General features: G+C 64.3%; 15 protein-coding genes. 8 read left to right on the top strand and 7 right to left on the bottom strand.

The annotated features are described in order from the left end of the window. The 6 genes from FIU91_RS09910 to ccoS all read left to right on the top strand — a co-directional run bounded on the left by FIU91_RS09910 (position 1) and on the right by ccoS (position 5,656). Positions 1-231 carry a cbb3-type cytochrome c oxidase subunit 3 gene (locus FIU91_RS09910; protein WP_152462330.1) on the top strand — a complete coding sequence of 77 codons (231 nt, stop codon included), beginning with the start codon at positions 1-3 and terminating at the stop codon, positions 229-231. Then, complete coding sequence (ccoP, locus tag FIU91_RS09905; RefSeq protein ID WP_152462329.1) at positions 228-1,106, top strand: cytochrome-c oxidase, cbb3-type subunit III; 879 nt, start codon at positions 228-230, stop codon at positions 1,104-1,106. Before FIU91_RS09910 ends, ccoP begins: the two co-directional genes overlap by 4 nt. 254 nt (positions 1,107-1,360) lie before the next feature. After that, positions 1,361-2,914 carry a cytochrome c oxidase accessory protein CcoG gene (gene ccoG, locus FIU91_RS09900; RefSeq protein ID WP_254701942.1) on the top strand — a complete coding sequence of 518 codons (1,554 nt, stop codon included), beginning with the start codon at positions 1,361-1,363 and terminating at the stop codon, positions 2,912-2,914. Further along, on the top strand, positions 2,911-3,369 hold the full coding sequence (locus FIU91_RS09895) for a FixH family protein (protein WP_152462328.1): 459 nt from the start codon (positions 2,911-2,913) through the stop codon (positions 3,367-3,369). Before ccoG ends, FIU91_RS09895 begins: the two co-directional genes overlap by 4 nt. Beyond that, positions 3,366-5,501: a cation-translocating P-type ATPase gene (locus FIU91_RS09890; protein ID WP_254701941.1), complete on the top strand. Its 2,136-nt coding sequence runs from the start codon at positions 3,366-3,368 to the stop codon at positions 5,499-5,501. The genes FIU91_RS09895 and FIU91_RS09890 overlap by 4 nt, the downstream gene beginning before the upstream one ends. Next, complete coding sequence (ccoS, locus tag FIU91_RS09885) at positions 5,498-5,656, top strand: cbb3-type cytochrome oxidase assembly protein CcoS (protein ID WP_093013229.1); 159 nt, start codon at positions 5,498-5,500, stop codon at positions 5,654-5,656. The genes FIU91_RS09890 and ccoS overlap by 4 nt, the downstream gene beginning before the upstream one ends. Here the strand turns inward: ccoS and FIU91_RS09880 are convergent. From FIU91_RS09880 to FIU91_RS09865, 4 genes are all read right to left on the bottom strand, one after another. Next, the gene (locus tag FIU91_RS09880; protein ID WP_093013227.1) at positions 5,653-6,273 is read right to left on the bottom strand and encodes a YitT family protein; all 621 of its coding nucleotides are present in this window, start codon (positions 6,271-6,273) and stop codon (positions 5,653-5,655) included. The genes ccoS and FIU91_RS09880 overlap by 4 nt on opposite strands. Before the next feature lie 110 nt (positions 6,274-6,383). Then, positions 6,384-7,598, bottom strand: coding sequence for an NADP-dependent isocitrate dehydrogenase (locus tag FIU91_RS09875; RefSeq protein WP_152462326.1), 1,215 nt, complete (start codon positions 7,596-7,598; stop codon positions 6,384-6,386). 108 nt (positions 7,599-7,706) lie between these two features. Then, entirely contained in the window at positions 7,707-8,354 is a 648-nt protein-coding gene (locus FIU91_RS09870) for a DsbA family protein (protein ID WP_152462325.1), read from the bottom strand. A 31-nt stretch (positions 8,355-8,385) separates the two neighbouring features. Next, positions 8,386-9,897, bottom strand: coding sequence for a class I adenylate-forming enzyme family protein (locus tag FIU91_RS09865; RefSeq protein ID WP_152462324.1), 1,512 nt, complete (start codon positions 9,895-9,897; stop codon positions 8,386-8,388). Between the two features lie 66 nt (positions 9,898-9,963). Between FIU91_RS09865 and FIU91_RS09860 the strand changes: the two genes are divergently transcribed. After that, positions 9,964-10,587, top strand: coding sequence for a helix-turn-helix domain-containing protein (locus tag FIU91_RS09860; RefSeq protein ID WP_152462323.1), 624 nt, complete (start codon positions 9,964-9,966; stop codon positions 10,585-10,587). 96 nt (positions 10,588-10,683) lie between these two features. Here FIU91_RS09860 and FIU91_RS09855 read toward each other — a convergent pair whose 3' ends face one another. Then, on the bottom strand, positions 10,684-12,504 hold the full coding sequence (locus tag FIU91_RS09855) for an extracellular solute-binding protein (RefSeq protein ID WP_152462322.1): 1,821 nt from the start codon (positions 12,502-12,504) through the stop codon (positions 10,684-10,686). 302 nt (positions 12,505-12,806) lie between these two features. Here FIU91_RS09855 and FIU91_RS09850 point away from each other — a divergent pair, with 302 nt between their 5' ends. After that, positions 12,807-13,580 carry a 3-hydroxybutyrate dehydrogenase gene (locus FIU91_RS09850; protein ID WP_152462321.1) on the top strand — a complete coding sequence of 258 codons (774 nt, stop codon included), beginning with the start codon at positions 12,807-12,809 and terminating at the stop codon, positions 13,578-13,580. A gap of 54 nt (positions 13,581-13,634) precedes the next feature. Here FIU91_RS09850 and FIU91_RS09845 read toward each other — a convergent pair whose 3' ends face one another. Together FIU91_RS09845 and FIU91_RS09840 are read right to left on the bottom strand one after the other, a co-directional pair. Beyond that, positions 13,635-13,973, bottom strand: a complete 339-nt coding sequence (locus FIU91_RS09845; protein WP_152462320.1) for a hypothetical protein — start codon at positions 13,971-13,973, stop codon at positions 13,635-13,637. After that, positions 13,973-15,814: an ABC transporter ATP-binding protein/permease gene (locus FIU91_RS09840; protein ID WP_152462319.1), complete on the bottom strand. Its 1,842-nt coding sequence runs from the start codon at positions 15,812-15,814 to the stop codon at positions 13,973-13,975. The genes FIU91_RS09845 and FIU91_RS09840 overlap by 1 nt, the downstream gene beginning before the upstream one ends. Between the last annotated feature and the right edge of the window lie 61 nt (positions 15,815-15,875).

Here is a 15,875-nt window from a genome sequence, read left to right as displayed (position 1 = left end):
ATGGATACCTATTCCTTCCTGAGACAACTGGCAGACAGCTGGGTGCTGCTCATGCTGTTTCTCTTCTTCCTCGGCGTGATCGGCTGGGCGTTCCGGCCCGGCTCCCGCCCGCTGCATGACGACGCGGCGCAGTCGATCTTCGGGTCCGAAGACGCGCCCCGTGCCTGCCACGGTAGCTGCGCGACATGCGCCTGCGCTGCCGCTGACGACAAGATCGGAGACGCAAGATGAGCGTTAAGAAAAAGGACGACGTGACCGGCACGGAAACGACCGGACATGACTGGGACGGGATCACCGAGCTCAACACGCCGCTGCCGCGCTGGTGGCTCTGGACCTTCTACGCGACGATCGTGTGGGGCGTGATCTACACGATCCTCTATCCCGCATGGCCGCTCGTCTCGACGGCCTCCGCCGGGGTTCTGGGATGGTCCACTCGGGCCGAAGTGGCTGAACAGATCGCCGAGGCCGAGGCGGCCAATGCGGACATCCGCGCAGAGCTCATATCGACCGAGCTTGCCGCGATCTCCGAGGATGACGCGCTGCAGAACTACGCGATCAATGCCGGCGCGGCCGTCTTCCGCACCAATTGCTCGCAATGTCACGGGCAGGGTGCCCAGGGTGCAAAGGGCTACCCCAACCTTCTGGACGATGCCTGGCTCTGGGGCGGCACGATCGAGGACATCGCCTACACGGTGCGCCACGGCATCCGTAACGAGGACGACCCGGACGCGCGCTATTCGCAGATGCCGGCCTTCGGCGACATCTTGGCCGAGGAAGAGATCGCCACGCTCGTCGCCCATGTCCAGACACTGGACGAAGGCGCCGATCCACTGGCGGGTGAGGGCGGTCAGCTTTACGCCGAAAATTGTGCATCCTGCCACGGCGAGGACGCCAAGGGCATGCGTGAACTCGGCGCGCCGAACCTTACGGACGCGATCTGGCTCTACGGCGACAGCGATGCGGATCTGACGACGACCATCGCCAATGCCCGCTTCGGGGTGATGCCCGCCTGGGGCCCGCCGCGTCTCAGCGAAGACGAAGTGAAGGCCGTTGCCGCCTATGTCCACCAGCTGGGCGGCGGCGAGGCATCGGCTCCGGCCGAATAGGATACCCCCTTCGCGGTCTGGAAGGGAGATCGCGGAGCGAGGGTCCGGTCCTGCTGACCGAAAGGTGGCAGGCCGGGATCGGGGCAGTCCTGGCCGGGGCTGCCCCTTTTTGCATGGTGGCGCGTTTTCGCGCCCGCCGCTTCCTCACGCATCGGTGAGCAAAAACTCACGCTCCATGCGGTTTGATCTGCGTCAAGGAAGGCACCGGGCCCGGCATGCGAGGACACCGTTAAACCGGCCAAGGACATCCTTCCATGTCGACCAACGATTCGATGAACACCTCGCTTTATGCCGCGCGGGAGCCGATCTTCCCGCGGCGGGTCTCGGGCACGTTCCGCAGGCTCAAATGGTGGATCATGGGCGTCACGCTCGCGATCTACTACCTCACGCCCTGGATCCGTTGGGATCGCGGCCCGAACCTGCCCGACCAGGCGGTGCTCGTGGATCTTGCGAACCGGCGCTTCTACTTCTTCTGGATCGAGATCTGGCCGCACGAATTTTACTTCGTCGCGGGGCTTCTCGTGATGGCGGGGCTGGGGCTCTTTCTCTTTACCGCCGCCTTGGGCCGCGTCTGGTGTGGCTATGCCTGCCCGCAGACGGTCTGGACCGACCTCTTCCTCCTGGTCGAACGCTGGGTGGAAGGCGACCGCAATGCGCGCCTGCGTCTGCACAAACAGCCGTGGTCGGCGATGAAGGCGCGCTTGCGCCTGACGAAATGGACGCTCTGGGTCCTCATCGGCATCGCTACGGGCGGGGCGTGGGTTTTCTACTTCGCCGACGCGCCCACGCTCGCGCGCGATCTCGCGACGTTCGCGGCTCCGCCGGTGGCCTATTTCTCGATCGCGATCCTGACCTTCACGACCGTGGTCTTCGGCGGCTTCATGCGCGAGCAGGTCTGCATCTACATGTGTCCCTGGCCGCGCATCCAGGGCGCCATGATGGACGAGGACACGCTCACCGTCGCCTATCGCGAATGGCGGGGCGAGCCGCGCGGCAAGGGCCTGCGCCGGCGCAAGGAAGCGGCCAGCGCGACCTCCGAGACAACGGTGACCCGTGCGGCCGGTCCGCAGATCGGCGGTCGCTCGCCCGCGCTGAAGATGCCGGGCATTCCGGACACGGCTGGCGGCACGCTGCCCCTGGATGGCCCGGGCGACTGCATCGATTGCAATGCCTGCGTCAACGTGTGCCCGATGGGGATCGACATCCGCGACGGCCAGCAGATGGCCTGCATCACCTGTGCGCTCTGCATAGATGCTTGCGACGAAGTGATGGAGAAAGTCGGCAAGGATCGCGGGCTGATCGATTATATCGCCCTGTCCGATGCGCCGCGCGAACGCGGCGGTGAGAAGCCACGCTCGCTCTGGGTCCATATCCTGCGCGCCCGGAACATCCTTTATACGGTGCTTTGGGCCGGGATCGGGTTCGGCCTCGTCTTCCTTCTCTTCATCCGGCCCGAAATCGAACTGACCGTCGCGCCCGTGCGCAATCCGACCTTCGTGACGATGTCCGACGGTACGGTCCGCAATGCCTACGACGTGCGCATCCTCAACAAGCACGGAGAGGAGCGCGTCTTCCTGGTCGCGCCCGGCTTCGGCCAGGATCTGGCGCTCGAAATCGAAGGCCGAAGCGGCAACACCGTTTCCGTGCCCGCCGACACCCAGGCCCTGACACGCGTCTATGTCATGGCCGGGCCGGAGAACGAGATCGCCGAGGGCGACCGCACCGAGATCCGCCTCTGGGTAGAGGATCTCATGTCAGGCGAACGCGCCTATTCCGAAACCACATTCACCGGGAGGGGATCGCAATGACCGCCGCCACCACGCATACGATGTCCGGCCGCAAGGTCTTCGCCATGTTCGCTGCGGGCTTCTCCATCATCATCAGCGTCAATATCGCGCTGGCCGTGAACGCCGTGCGGACCTTCCCTGGGCTCGAAGTCGACAATTCCTACGTCGCGAGCCAGGCCTTCGACGAAAAACGCGCGGCGCAAGAGGCGCTCGGCTGGACCATCGAGGCGCGCTATGACGGCACCGCACTCCGGATCGACATGACCGACATGGCCGGCAACCCGCTCGCGCCAGAAGATCTGGCCGTGCGGGTCGGACGGCCGACGATGGAAGCGCAGGATCTCGATGGCCGCGCCGCCGTCGGTCACGCCATGCCCGTTCACCTTGAGCCCGGCCGCTGGCGCATCGACGTGAGCGCGACCGCGCCGGACGGCACGCCCGTGGAGAAGCGCATTCTTCTATGGGTGCGCGCATGAACGCCGCGTGCCCTGCCTGCGTCGCGCTGCCCGAGCCTGCCCGAGGCGGGCGGGTCGCAGCCGACCTCGTGTTGCATCTGCCCGACATCCACTGCGCGGCCTGTATCGCAGGTGTTGAAGAGACGCTGAACGCGTTGCCAGGCGTGCGCGAGGCGCGCGTCAACCTGACGCTCAAGCGCGCCTTCGTCTCGAGTGGCGGCATCGACGCCGATGTCATGATCGACGCTCTCGCACGCGCCGGGCACCGCGCGCAGCGTTTCGACCCGGCGCTTCTGGGTGGTCAGGATTCCTCGGATCGTGACCTGCTGCTCAGGATCGGCGTGTCGGGCTTCGCGATGATGAACGTGATGCTTCTGTCCGTTGCGGTCTGGTCCGGCGCGGCAGCGACAACTGCGCATCTGTTTCACCTGATCGCGGCGATGATAGCGGTTCCGGCCGTCGCGTATTCCGGGCGGCCTTTCTTCGCCTCGGCGCTTGGCGCGCTGTCGGCTCGGCGGCTCAACATGGATGTGCCGATTTCGCTGGCCATCGTCCTGGCGCTTGGCGTGTCCGTGGCCGGCGCGTTCCTCGGACATGATCGTGCGGGATGGTTTGATGCCGCACTGGCGTTGACCTTTTTCCTTCTGATCGGCCGATATCTCGATCATCGCGGACGCACCTCCGCGCGCTCCGCCGCGGCGGAGCTGGCCGCGCTCGAGGCGCCGCAAGCTCTCAGGGTGGAGGAGGGCGGCGATGTCATCGTGCGCGCCGCCGACCTTTTGCCGGGCGACATCATTCGTGTCCGGCCCGGCGACAGACTGCCCGTCGATGGCATCATCCTCGAAGGGGCGACCGATCTCGATCGCTCTGCCCTCACGGGTGAGAGCCAGCCCGAAGCCGCCTCCGCCGGGGATACCGTCGCGGCGGGCGAGGTGACGCTGACCGGCCCGCTGCTCATCCGCACCATCCGCGCGGGCGCCGATACCAGCCTGCGCCGCCTTGCTGAGCTCGTCGCGGCAGCGGAGACGCAGAAAAGCCGTTATGCCGGGCTCGCCGATCGCGCGGCGAAAATCTATGCGCCGGTTGTTCACATTCTGGGCGCCGCGGCCTTCGTCCTCTGGATGTACCTGACGGCGGGGGATGGCTGGCGGTCGCTCGACGTGGCGATCTCCGTGCTTGTCATCACGTGCCCCTGCGCGCTTGGTCTTGCCGTGCCCGCCGTCTCGACGGTCACGACATCGCGGCTTTTCCGCAAGGGGCTGTTGGTGAAATCAAGCACCGCGCTGGAGCGTCTCGCCGAGGTGGACATGGTCGTCTTCGACAAGACCGGGACGCTGACCACCGGGCGGATGCGTCTTGAAACGGAGCTGGGAGACACGGATCTCGCCTTGGCGGCGGGGCTTGCGACGGGCTCGGCTCATCCGGTCTCGCGGGCGATCTGCGATGCTGCGGCGGCTCGGGGCATTGCGCCGCTTGAGCTTTCGGATATCCGCGAAATCCCCGGCAAGGGCGTTTGTGCAAACCAGGGCGGGCGCGAGATCCGTCTTGGCCGTGCCGACTGGATCGGCGCGACCGGCGCAACGGCCCTTCAGCGCGCGGATGGAAGTCATGTCGCGATCACGCTCGGCGAAGACTTGCGCTCGGATGCGGAAGACATGGTTGCGCGCCTGCGTGCCGCGGGTTTGCCGGTCGTTCTTTTGTCGGGCGACGCGCCCGAGGCGGTCGCGCGGCTCGCCGAGACGCTCGGTATCGAGGACGCCCATGCGCGGATGAGCCCCGAAGAGAAGGCGCGCTGGATCGAGGAGGCGACAGCGAGGGGCGCACGCCCGCTCATGGTGGGCGACGGTCTCAATGACACGGGAAGCCTTGCGCTGGCACATGCCTCCATCGCGCCGTCTTCGGCTCTCGACGCGGCGCGAAATGCGGCGGATCTCGTGCTTCTGTCGGACAAGCTCGGGCCGGTTGCGGATGCGATCGCGGCGGCGCGGCAGGCGAAGACACGCATGAAAGAGAATATCGGCCTCGCGGTGCTTTATAACCTCGTCTCGATCCCGATCGCATTCGCGGGTCTGGCAACGCCCTTCATCGCGGCCATTGCGATGTCCACATCGTCTGTCACTGTCTCGCTCAATGCAGCAAGGGGGCGCGAATGAACGTTCTGGTCTTTCTCATCCCGGTATCGGTGGGCCTTGGCCTTCTCGGTCTCGGTGCCTTCGTCTGGACCATCGCGCGGGGGCAATATGACGACCCCGAGGGCGCGCGTCAGCGGCCGCTCGACGGGCGATACGACGATGCGCCGAAGCGCTAGGAGCGCGCGATATACCGGTCGCGGCGGTGGTTGATCGTGATGATGAGATTGAGGATCACCGCGCCCAAGAGCGACCATAGCACGCGGTCCCAGGGAAACAGGAAGAGCGCGATGGCGAAGACACACAGATCGAAGGCGAGCTGCGTATTGCCCGCCTTGATGCCGCGCGTGTCCTGAAGCCAAAGCGCCACGATCCCGACACCGCCCAGGGTGGCCCCATGCCGGAACAGACCCAAAAGACCCATTCCCGCGCATAGACCGAAAAGCGCCGCCCCGACAGCCGGGTGCAGCGGTTGCACTTCGAGAACGAAGGGCATGAGGTCCGCCATGATCGACATGGTGGTAACAGCGACGAAGTTTTTCACGGTAAAGCGCCAGCCCATCTGCCGGATCGCCAGCCAGTAAAACGGCAGGTTCAAAACAAAGAAGATCGCGCCGAAGCTCCAACCGGTCGGGTAGGCGACGACGAGCGCGAGACCCGCGATCTGGCCTGTGATGAGTTCCGAGGCGCGCAGGAACTGGATCGACAGTGCAACGAGGGTGCAGCCGATCAGCATCCCTTGAAAATCTTCGGCCAGCGTATGCCGGTCGGCGGGCGGGTTCTCGAGCAGGATCATGCTTGGCTTTCATGGGCTGCGCGGCGGGAATGACAAGGGGCGCGACCGGATCGCGCCCCTCAAACAGGTATATCTCGCAAAGGAGTGCCCAAAAAGCGGGCAGCGCGCCTTCAGAGACTGAGCGCTTTGTTCAGGTTCTCGTCGATCTTCTCGAGAAAGCCCATCGTCGTCAGCCAGCTTTGATCCGGGCCCACGAGAAGCGCGAGATCCTTGGTCATGTATCCGGATTCTACCGTCTCGACGACAACGCGCTCGAGCGTTTCAGCGAAGGTCTTGAGCGCGGCATTGTCGTCGAGCTTGGCGCGGTGCTTGAGCCCGCCGGTCCACGCATAGATCGACGCGACCGAATTCGTCGAGGTTGCCTCACCCTTCTGGTGCTGCCGGAAGTGGCGCGTCACGGTGCCGTGCGCGGCCTCGGCCTCGACGATCTTGCCATCGGGCGTCATCAACTGCGAGGTCATCAGGCCGAGCGAGCCGAAGCCCTGTGCGACCGTATCCGACTGCACGTCGCCGTCGTAGTTCTTCGTCGCCCAGACGAAACCGCCGTTCCACTTCATCGCACAGGCGACCATGTCGTCGATCAGGCGGTGCTGGTACTCGATGCCCTTAGCCTCGAATGCCTCGCGGAATTCCTCGTCGTAGACCTTCTGGAAGATCTCCATGAACCGGCCGTCATAGGCTTTGAGAATCGTGTTCTTGGTCGACAGGTAGACCGGCCAGCCGAGGTTCAGACCGTAATTGAGCGAGGCGCGGGCGAAATCATGGATCGAGTCGTCAAGGTTGTACATGCCCATGTAGACACCCGAGGACGGCGCGTCATAAACCTCTTTCTCGATCACTGTGCCGTCCTCGCCAACGAACTTCATCGACAGCTTGCCCTTGCCGGGGAAGCGGAAGTCCGTGGCGCGGTACTGATCGCCGAAGGCGTGACGTCCGATGACGATGGGCTTCGTCCATCCCGGGACGAGACGCGGCACGTTCTTGCAGATGATCGGCGCGCGGAAGACGACGCCGCCAAGGATGTTGCGGATCGTTCCGTTTGGGCTACGCCACATTTTCTTGAGGCCGAATTCCTCGACCCGGCCCTCGTCGGGCGTGATGGTCGCGCATTTGACCGCGACGCCCACGTCCTTGGTCTTCTCGGCTGCGTCGATCGTGATCTGGTCTTCTGTGCGGTCACGCTCCTCGATGCCGAGATCGTAATATAGAAGGTCGAGATCGAGATAGGGCAGGATCAGTTTCTGCTTGATGAAATCCCACATGATGCGGGTCATCTCGTCGCCATCCATCTCGACGATGGGGTTTTCCACCTTGATCTTGGACATCGGGGCACTCTCCGTCAGGTATGACTCTTCTCTCGCCTCCTCTTACGCCCGTGATGTGACAGGCGAAAGATCGTATGCGATTGCATACCGAATATTCCTGAAGAATTCCTAACCGTCCTCGTCGAGTGCACCCGATTTGATCTCTTCGATCACTTTTTTCCATAGGTCGGGCGGCTGGGCACCCGGCACCGCGTGGCGGCCTGCAACGATGAAGGTCGGCACCGAGGTCAGCCCCATCTCGCGCGCCGCCGCATCCCGGTTTGCGATTTCTTCGCGGTCGGCCTCGGAGGCGAGCAGGCGGTGGATCACGCTCGCATCGAGCTCGATCCGATCGGCAATGTCCGCCAAGACGTCATGATCGCCGATATCCCGGCCTTCCTTGAAATAGGCGCGGAACAGCGCCGAGACCGCGGCGGTCTGTCGTCCCTCGATCCCGGCCCAATGGATCAGGCGATGAGCATCGAGCGTGTTGGGTGTGCGCTCGATCCCCTCGAAGTCGATCTCGAGCCCGGCATCCTTGGCCTGCTGGAGAACCGGCATATAGGCCTGAACCGCGCCGTCCTTGCCGCCGAACTTGCCTTCGAGATACGCGCGCCGGTCCATGCCGTCCGCCGGCATGTCCGGGTTGAGCTGGAAGGGGTGCCAGGCGATCTCGAAGGGGTGATCGGGATGCGCCTCGAGCGCGCGGTCGAGATAGGCTTTGCCGATATAGCACCAGGGGCAAATCGGGTCCGAGAAGATATCGAGTTTGGCCACGGGGCCTCCTTTCGCTCGCTGTCACGCGATTTCAGAGGGAAATCTGCGCTTTCAGCTCCTTCCGTACAAGTTTTCCATTCGCGTTCTTGGGCAGCGCTTCGAGTCGTTGGAAGTGACGCGGCTGCTTGTAGCGGGCAAGCCGCGTTTCGCACCAGGCGGCAAGATCCGTGTCGGACAGCGCTTCGGGGCCTGCCCAGAAAGCCGCGATGATGCTCACGCCAGGCTTGATGTCCACGTCGGTGACGCCGGCTTCGTCGATACCGGGATGCGCCAGAAGCGCTGCTTCCACTTCGATGGGCGAGACGCGGTAGCCGCCGGCGTTCATCATGTCGTCGGCGCGGCCGAGGTAGAAGACCTGGAACTCGGCGTCCATACGGCCCTTGTCGCCGGTCACGAACCAATCGCCGCGAAAGCGCGCGGCGGTCTCTTGCTCTGCGCCAAGATAGCCGAGCATGAGACCGGGATCGGAGCGGTCTATGGCAATTTCACCCTCTTCTCCGATGCCTACCGGCCTATTTTCACCCAGTATGGCAACACGCCGACCGGGTTGCGGACGGCCAAGCGCATCGCGATCGGCAGGACTGTCCGGCGCGCTCGAAATAAAGGTCGAGCATTCGGACATGCCGAACGCCTCGTAGACCTCGGTGCCTGTCGCCTGGCGCCAAGCCTCGCGGATCGGCCCGGCGAGCTTCTCGCCGGCGGCAAGCCCGTGGCGGAGCCGAGGCAGATCGAGCTTGTCGTGATGCTTGAGGATGCTGCGGTAAACCCCTGGTGCTGCAGCGAAAAGACTCGCTTCATGGCGACGCAGCAGCAACGGGATTTGCGCATGTTCGACCCCCGCCGCCGGTATCAATGCGGTTGCGCCAACGCTCCAGGGATCGAGTAGACCCGTGCCGAGCGTGAAGGTCCAATTGAACGCGCCTGCATGGAGAAGCCGGTCATCCGGGCCGAGACCATACCAGCCGGTCACCATCATCCGCCGCGCCCAGATCGCGCGATGGGCATGCGCGACCGCGCGGGGCGTCCCTGACGTGCCCGAGGTATAGACGATGTAGGCAAGCCGGTTCGGATCGCCGCGATGCCAGTCGACCGGCGGCAATGCATACCAGCCGCGCATGGTCTGGGTCTCGATTACGGAACATGCGGCATCGGCGCACGGCACGTCCGGCGCGTGCAGGATCGCCGCCGGTGCGAGATCGGCGATCATCGCGACGACCTCGCTTTCGGTCAGTTGCGGCGATGTCGGAACGGGCACGAGCCCCGCCGCAATCGCCCCGAGATAGGCGATCGGAAATTCGGGCTGATTGCCGATCCGCATAAGGACGATATCGCCCGGAACAAATCCCTGCTCCAGAAGCCCGGTGCCGACGCCGCGCACCGCGGCCATCAGGCGCGCGTAAGACCAGCGCTCCGCCCGCGAGGGACCGACCACCGCGAGCGCGATCTTGTCCTCGGGCGCATGGCCGTGACCCAGCACGTGCTCGGCGAGGTTGAACGGCGCGGGGCAGGGCTCGGCCGGACCCATGTCGAAAATCGCTTCCATAGCGGTCGCCTATGGCAGATTGCGCCGCGCTTGCAAGCCTGAGGGCTGCGCCATAGATACTCCGTCATGTCCGACAATGACCCGCGAAACCTCATCCGGATCGCCCGCGAGACCGGCGAAGACGCCTTCGGCGAGCCCTTGAACCTCGGCGAGCGCGTGCGCGATCTTCGCAAGGCGCGGAACTGGACGCTGGAACAGGCGGCGCGGCAAGCGGGGCTGGCGCGGTCGACCCTCTCCAAGATCGAGAACGGGCAGATGTCGCCCACCTATGATGCGCTGAAGAAGCTGGCGACCGGGCTCGAGATATCCGTCCCGCAGCTTTTCACTCCGCCCAAGCGCGGCCAGGTGAACGGACGGCTCGCGATAACGAAGGCCGGGCAGGGCGCGCCTCAGGCAACCGTAACCTACGAGCATGAGCTTCTGGCCGAGACACTGACCAAGAAGGCGATGCTGCCCTATCGTGCACGCATCCGGGCGCGGCGAATGGAGGAATTTGACGGCTGGGTGCGCCACGACGGAGAGGAATTCCTCTACGTGCTCACGGGCGTCGTTCGGCTTTATACCGAGTTCTACGAACCCATCGAGATGCGTCGCGGCGACAGCGCCTATTACGACGCGACGATGGGGCACAATGTCGTCTCGGTCAGCGAGGACGATGCCACGATCCTTTGGGTAACGTCGCTGGTGTGAGACCCCGGAAAGGGCCGCTGAGCCGCTTGGGGGCAGTGTCGCCCTGTAAGCGCCCGGGCATTCAGGCCAACCCAATGAGGGATGGCCCGTGCCGCTTCACTCCGCCTCTTCCCACCACCAGACGTCTGTCTGCCAGGTGAACCAGTCGCCGTAGATCGGGATCGTCTCGGGATAGGTCAGTTCCTTGGCATGGGCGATACGGCTCACGTTCCACTGGTAGACCGGGATCACGTAGCGGCCGGAGGTCAGAACCCGGTCGAGCGCACGGGTCGCGGCGGTGAAATCCTCGGTGCTGCCGGCGTTCAGCATAGCGTCGATGAGCCCGTCCACTGCCGTGCTTTTCACGCCCATGAGGTTGCGCGAGCCAGGCTGGTCGGCGGCCTCCGCGCCGAAATAGAGCTTCTGCTCGTTGCCGGGCGAGAGCGACAGACCGCGCTGGTAATAGGCCATGTCGAAGTCGAAATTGTTGATCCGCTCGGTATGCTGGGCAGGGTCGATCACCGTGACCTGCGCCGCGATGCCCAGCCGCTCCAGCGCCTGCGTGTACAGGTCGATGATCGCCTGGTTTTCCTGACTGCCTTGGGCGAGCAGGATCTCGAAGGTGAAAGGCTCACCGTCCGGGGCGGTCATGACACCGTCTTCGATCGTGTAGCCGGCCTCTTCCAGAAGCGAGATGGCGCGGCGCACGTTGCCGCGGTTCCGCGCCGAGCCGTCGCCGGCGGGCAGCTCGTAGCCTTCCATCGCGCCGGGCAGAAGCTCGTCCTTGTAAGGCTCGAGATATTCGGCGACGCGACCCGAGGCGGGGCCCGGCTGCATTCCGAGGACGGAATTGGAGAAGTAGGAGGTGATCCGCTCCTGTTGGCCGCCGGTCATTGCGTCGTTGATGAACTCGAAGTTGAAGGCGTGAATCATGGCATCGCGCACCCGCCAATCCGCAAAGGCGTCGCGGCGGGTGTTCATCACGAAGCCGATCATGCCCGAGGGGCGCTGGTGCGGGATCACGGACTTCACGATATCGCCGCGCTCAACTGCGGGGAAATCGTATTGTGTCTCCCACTTGTCGGCATTCGTCTCGCGGTGAGAGTTGATGATGCCGCCCTTCAGCGCCTCAAACATCGCCTGGGCATCGCCGAAGAACTCCATCCGGATCTCGTCGAGGTTCGCCTGGCCCTGCATGAAGGGCAGATCGCGGCCCCAATAATCCGGATTTCGACGGAGCGAGACGTAGCGGCCGGCCTCGAAATCCTCGACCACGTAGGGCGCTGTGCCGATCGGGATTGTGTCGAGGCCCGATTCGGTGAAGTCCTCGTCTTCCCATTGCGCCTTCTTCAGGATCGGACGCAGACCGAGGATCAGCGGCAATTCGCGATCCTCGACATTGAAGTCGAAGCGGACGGAGCGGGGCCCGGTCTGTTCCATGCTCGCGACCTTGTCCCAGCCTCCGCGGTAGCGCGGATGGCCCTCGGTGCCGAGGGTCTCGTAGGACCACATCACATCCTCGATCGTCACCGGAGTGCCATCGGAGAACTCCGCCTCCTCGCGCAGGGTGAACTCGACCCAGGAGCGGTCCTCCGGCACCTCGATTGATTCGGCGAGAAGCCCGTAAAGCGTGAAGGGCTCGTCCCAATTGCGGCCCATGAGGCTCTCATAGGCCGTAAAGCGCAGCGCCCATGGGCTGGAGCCTTTGAGAATATGGGGGTTGAGGCTGTCGAAGCTGCCGACCTCAGCGGTCACGATACGGCCGCCTTTCGGGGCGTCCGGGTTGGTGTAGGGCAGGGCCACAAAATCCGGTGGAAGTGCCGGTTCACCATACATAGCGATGCCATGCTGCGGCTCGGCCAGCGTGGCAGTGCCAAGCCCGATCGCGCCGATCATGCTGGAGATGGCGGTAATTCTTCGGAAAAAATGCGTGCCCATATCGGGGACAATCCCTGTCTGCCCTTGTTCTGTTGGCGTCAAAAGTAACGGGGGATTCAGGGGTTATCAAACTTTTAGCTTGGCAGTCGGGGTAATCTCGCTTATCAAAGGGGCACTGCTCGATAGGTTTCTTGCCTGTATGAAACCTGCCTCAATAACTGAACGCCGGCCTTGTGCCGGCGTTTTTTTTATCTTGAGCCTCTCTGCGATCTGGAACCCCGGCTTCTCGCGCGCGATAGTTTTGCAGTTGCAGCATGTCCGCGCCGAAGCGCGGGCCGTCACGATACCGGGAGCATTTCGCCATGAGCCTTTCTGGCAAGACCGCCATCATCACTGGATCCAATTCGGGCATCGGCCTCGGCGTCGCGCGGGCGCTCGCGGGGGCCGGGGCGAATGTCATTCTCAATTCCTTCACCGACACTGACGAGGATCACGCGCTGGCCGACGAGATCGCCAAGGCGCACAACGTCACCGCGCGCTACATCAAGGCGGACATGTCGAAAGGCGAGGAATGCCGCAAGCTCATCGAGGAGGCAGGCGCCTGCGACATCCTCGTGAACAATGCCGGCATCCAGCATGTCGCACCGATTGACGAGTTTCCGGCCGACAAGTGGGACGCCATCATCGCGATCAACATGTCGTCGGCGTTCCATTGCACCGCCGCCGCGCTGCCGATGATGCGCAAGGCCGGCTGGGGCCGCGTCGTGAACATCGCCTCGGCGCACGGGCTGACCGCATCACCCTACAAGTCGGCCTACGTGACGGCGAAGCATGGCGTTGTCGGCATGACCAAGACCGTCGCGCTCGAGACCGCAAAAGAGGACATCACCGTTAACGCGATCTGTCCGGGTTACGTGAAGACCCCGCTCGTCGAGGCCCAGATCCCCGATACGGCCAAGAAGTACGACATGAGCGAGGAGGAGGTGATCGAGAAGGTCATTCTCGAACGCCAGCCCTCCAAGGAATTCGCGACGGTGGAGCAGATCGGCGGCACGGCGGTGTTCCTGTGCTCGGCGGAGGCCGCGCAGATCACCGGCACGACGATCTCGATCGACGGCGGCTGGACCGCGCTTTGACCCGACGAAGCGCCGCGCGCAGATAGCTGTGCGCGGCAGCTTCCAAAGAGGCCGTTATTCCCCCTTCTGGCGCTCTTCGGGCGATAGCCCGCCCCAGCAATCGGCGTAGGACGAGTTCTTCGGGTGTTTGCCGCCCTCATCCGGTGCGCCATCGTTCCACCAAACCGGTCCGCGTTCACCAAGTTCGCGCTTTGCCGTGTCCACCGCGTCGCGTGCAGCTCTCTCCTCGGCCTCGGTGTCGGCTTGGCCCACGGCGCGGCGTGCCTGCATGAGCCGTTTGACGGTCGCGCGGCGCGCGCTGTCGGACAGCGACGGGTCCGTCTTTCGCCAAAGTCGCGCCTTGGCGACGAAATACCGCCCGTCCGGTGTTTCGGGATAGTCGTTCCGTGCCATCAGGCGGCGTCATCCTCGGCCTGCTGGCGGGCCCAGAGCTGCGCGTAGCGGCCCGCGCGCTCCAGAAGGGCGGCATGGGTGCCTTCCTCGATCACGCGCCCTTCCTGCAGAACGACAATCCGGTCCGCATCGGCGATGGTCGAGAGCCGGTGCGCGATGGTCAGCACGGTGCGGCCTTCACCGGCACGCGCGAGTGCATCCTGAATACCGGCCTCGGTATCGGTGTCGAGCGCCGATGTCGCCTCGTCCAGAAGTAGGATCGCGGGGTTCTTCAGCAGTGTCCGGGCGATGCCGACGCGCTGCTTTTCGCCGCCCGACAGTTTCAGGCCGCGTTCTCCGACCTGGGTCTCGTAGCCGTCGGGCAGGGACAGCACGAAGTCATGGATCTGCGCGGCGCGGGCGGCCTCTTCGATCTCGGCCTGGCTCGCATTCTCGCGGCCATAAGCGATGTTGTATCGGATCGTGTCGTTGAAGAGCACGGTGTCCTGCGGCACGACGCCGATGGCCGAATGAAGGCTCTCAAGTGTCACATCGCGGATGTCCTGCCCGTCGATTCGGATCGCACCGCCGGTGACGTCGTAGAAGCGGAAGAGAAGCCGTCCGATTGTGGACTTGCCGGACCCGGACGGGCCGACGAGTGCCACGCTCTCGCCGGGACCGATCTCGATGGAAACGCGCTTGAGGATGTCGCGATCGGCATCGTAGGAGAAGCGTACATCGTCGAACGAGACGCGTCCGCCCGAGATCTCGAGCGGCGCGGCGTCCGGCTTTTCCTTCACATCCGCCGGTTGCTCGAGCAGGTCGAACATCTCGCCCATATCGACGAGCGCCTGACGAATCTCCCGGTAGACCGTGCCGAGGAAATTGAGCGGCGTGATGATCTGGATCATGTAGGCGTTGACCATGACGAAATCGCCTACGGTCATCGTGCCCGCCGCCACGCCGCGCGCGGCCATGACCATGACCAGGACAAGACCGGTGGTGATGATGAGCGCCTGGCCGAAATTGAGGAAGGCGAGCGAGGTCGCGGTCTTCACCGCCGCGCGCTCATAGCCTTCCATCGCGCTGTCATAGCGGCGTGCCTCGCGGTCCTCGGCACCGAAATACTTCACCGTCTCGTAGTTCAGGAGCGAGTCGATGGCCTTCTGGTTGGCGTCGGTGTCCTGATCGTTCATTCGCCGGCGCAGCTTCACGCGCCATTCGGTGACCTTGAAGGTGAACCAGACATAGCCGCCGATCGTTGCGGCGACGACGACAAGGTACCAGACATCGAAAAGGAACAGCAGCACGAGCCCGACCAGCGTCAGCTCGAGAATGAGCGGCCCGATAGAGAAGACGAGAAAGCGCAGGAGGAAGTCGACGCCCTTCACGCCCCGCTCGATGATCCGGCTAAGTCCGCCCGTGCGCCGCGTGAGATGATAGCGGAGCGACAGCGCGTGGATGTGGCGAAACGTGTCGAGCGCCAGCTTTCGGAGCGCGTTCTGGCCGACCTTGGCGAAGACCGCGTCGCGGAGTTGCTGGAAGCCCGTATTCATCAGGCGCGACATGCCATAGGCCACCGTCAGTGCCACGGCGCCAGCACCGAGCGCCCATTCCGGCGTCGGCGTGTCGCCCGAGAGCGCGTCCACGGCCGCCTTGTAGAAGAAGGGCGTGATGACGGCGATGATCTTGGCGACGACAAGCAGGGACAGGGCGATCACGACGCGGCGCTTCACCCAGGGCTTGTCGTCGGGCCAGAGATGCGGCGCGGCCTTGCGGATCGTGCGGAGGCCGGAGCGGCGCTCCTCGCGGGCGATATCGGCCGCGTCGCGGCTGTGTGCGCCGGGCGTGTCGGGTGGCATTCTCTCTCCTGATTGTCGCTCGTCGGCCCTCCTACCGCGCCGGGACGGAGAGGGCCAGCGG

Origin of the sequence: Roseivivax sp. THAF30 (genome assembly GCF_009363575.1) — a bacterium.
Lineage (GTDB): Bacteria > Pseudomonadota > Alphaproteobacteria > Rhodobacterales > Rhodobacteraceae > Roseivivax > Roseivivax halotolerans.
This window is presented reverse-complemented; position numbering and strand designations above follow the sequence as displayed.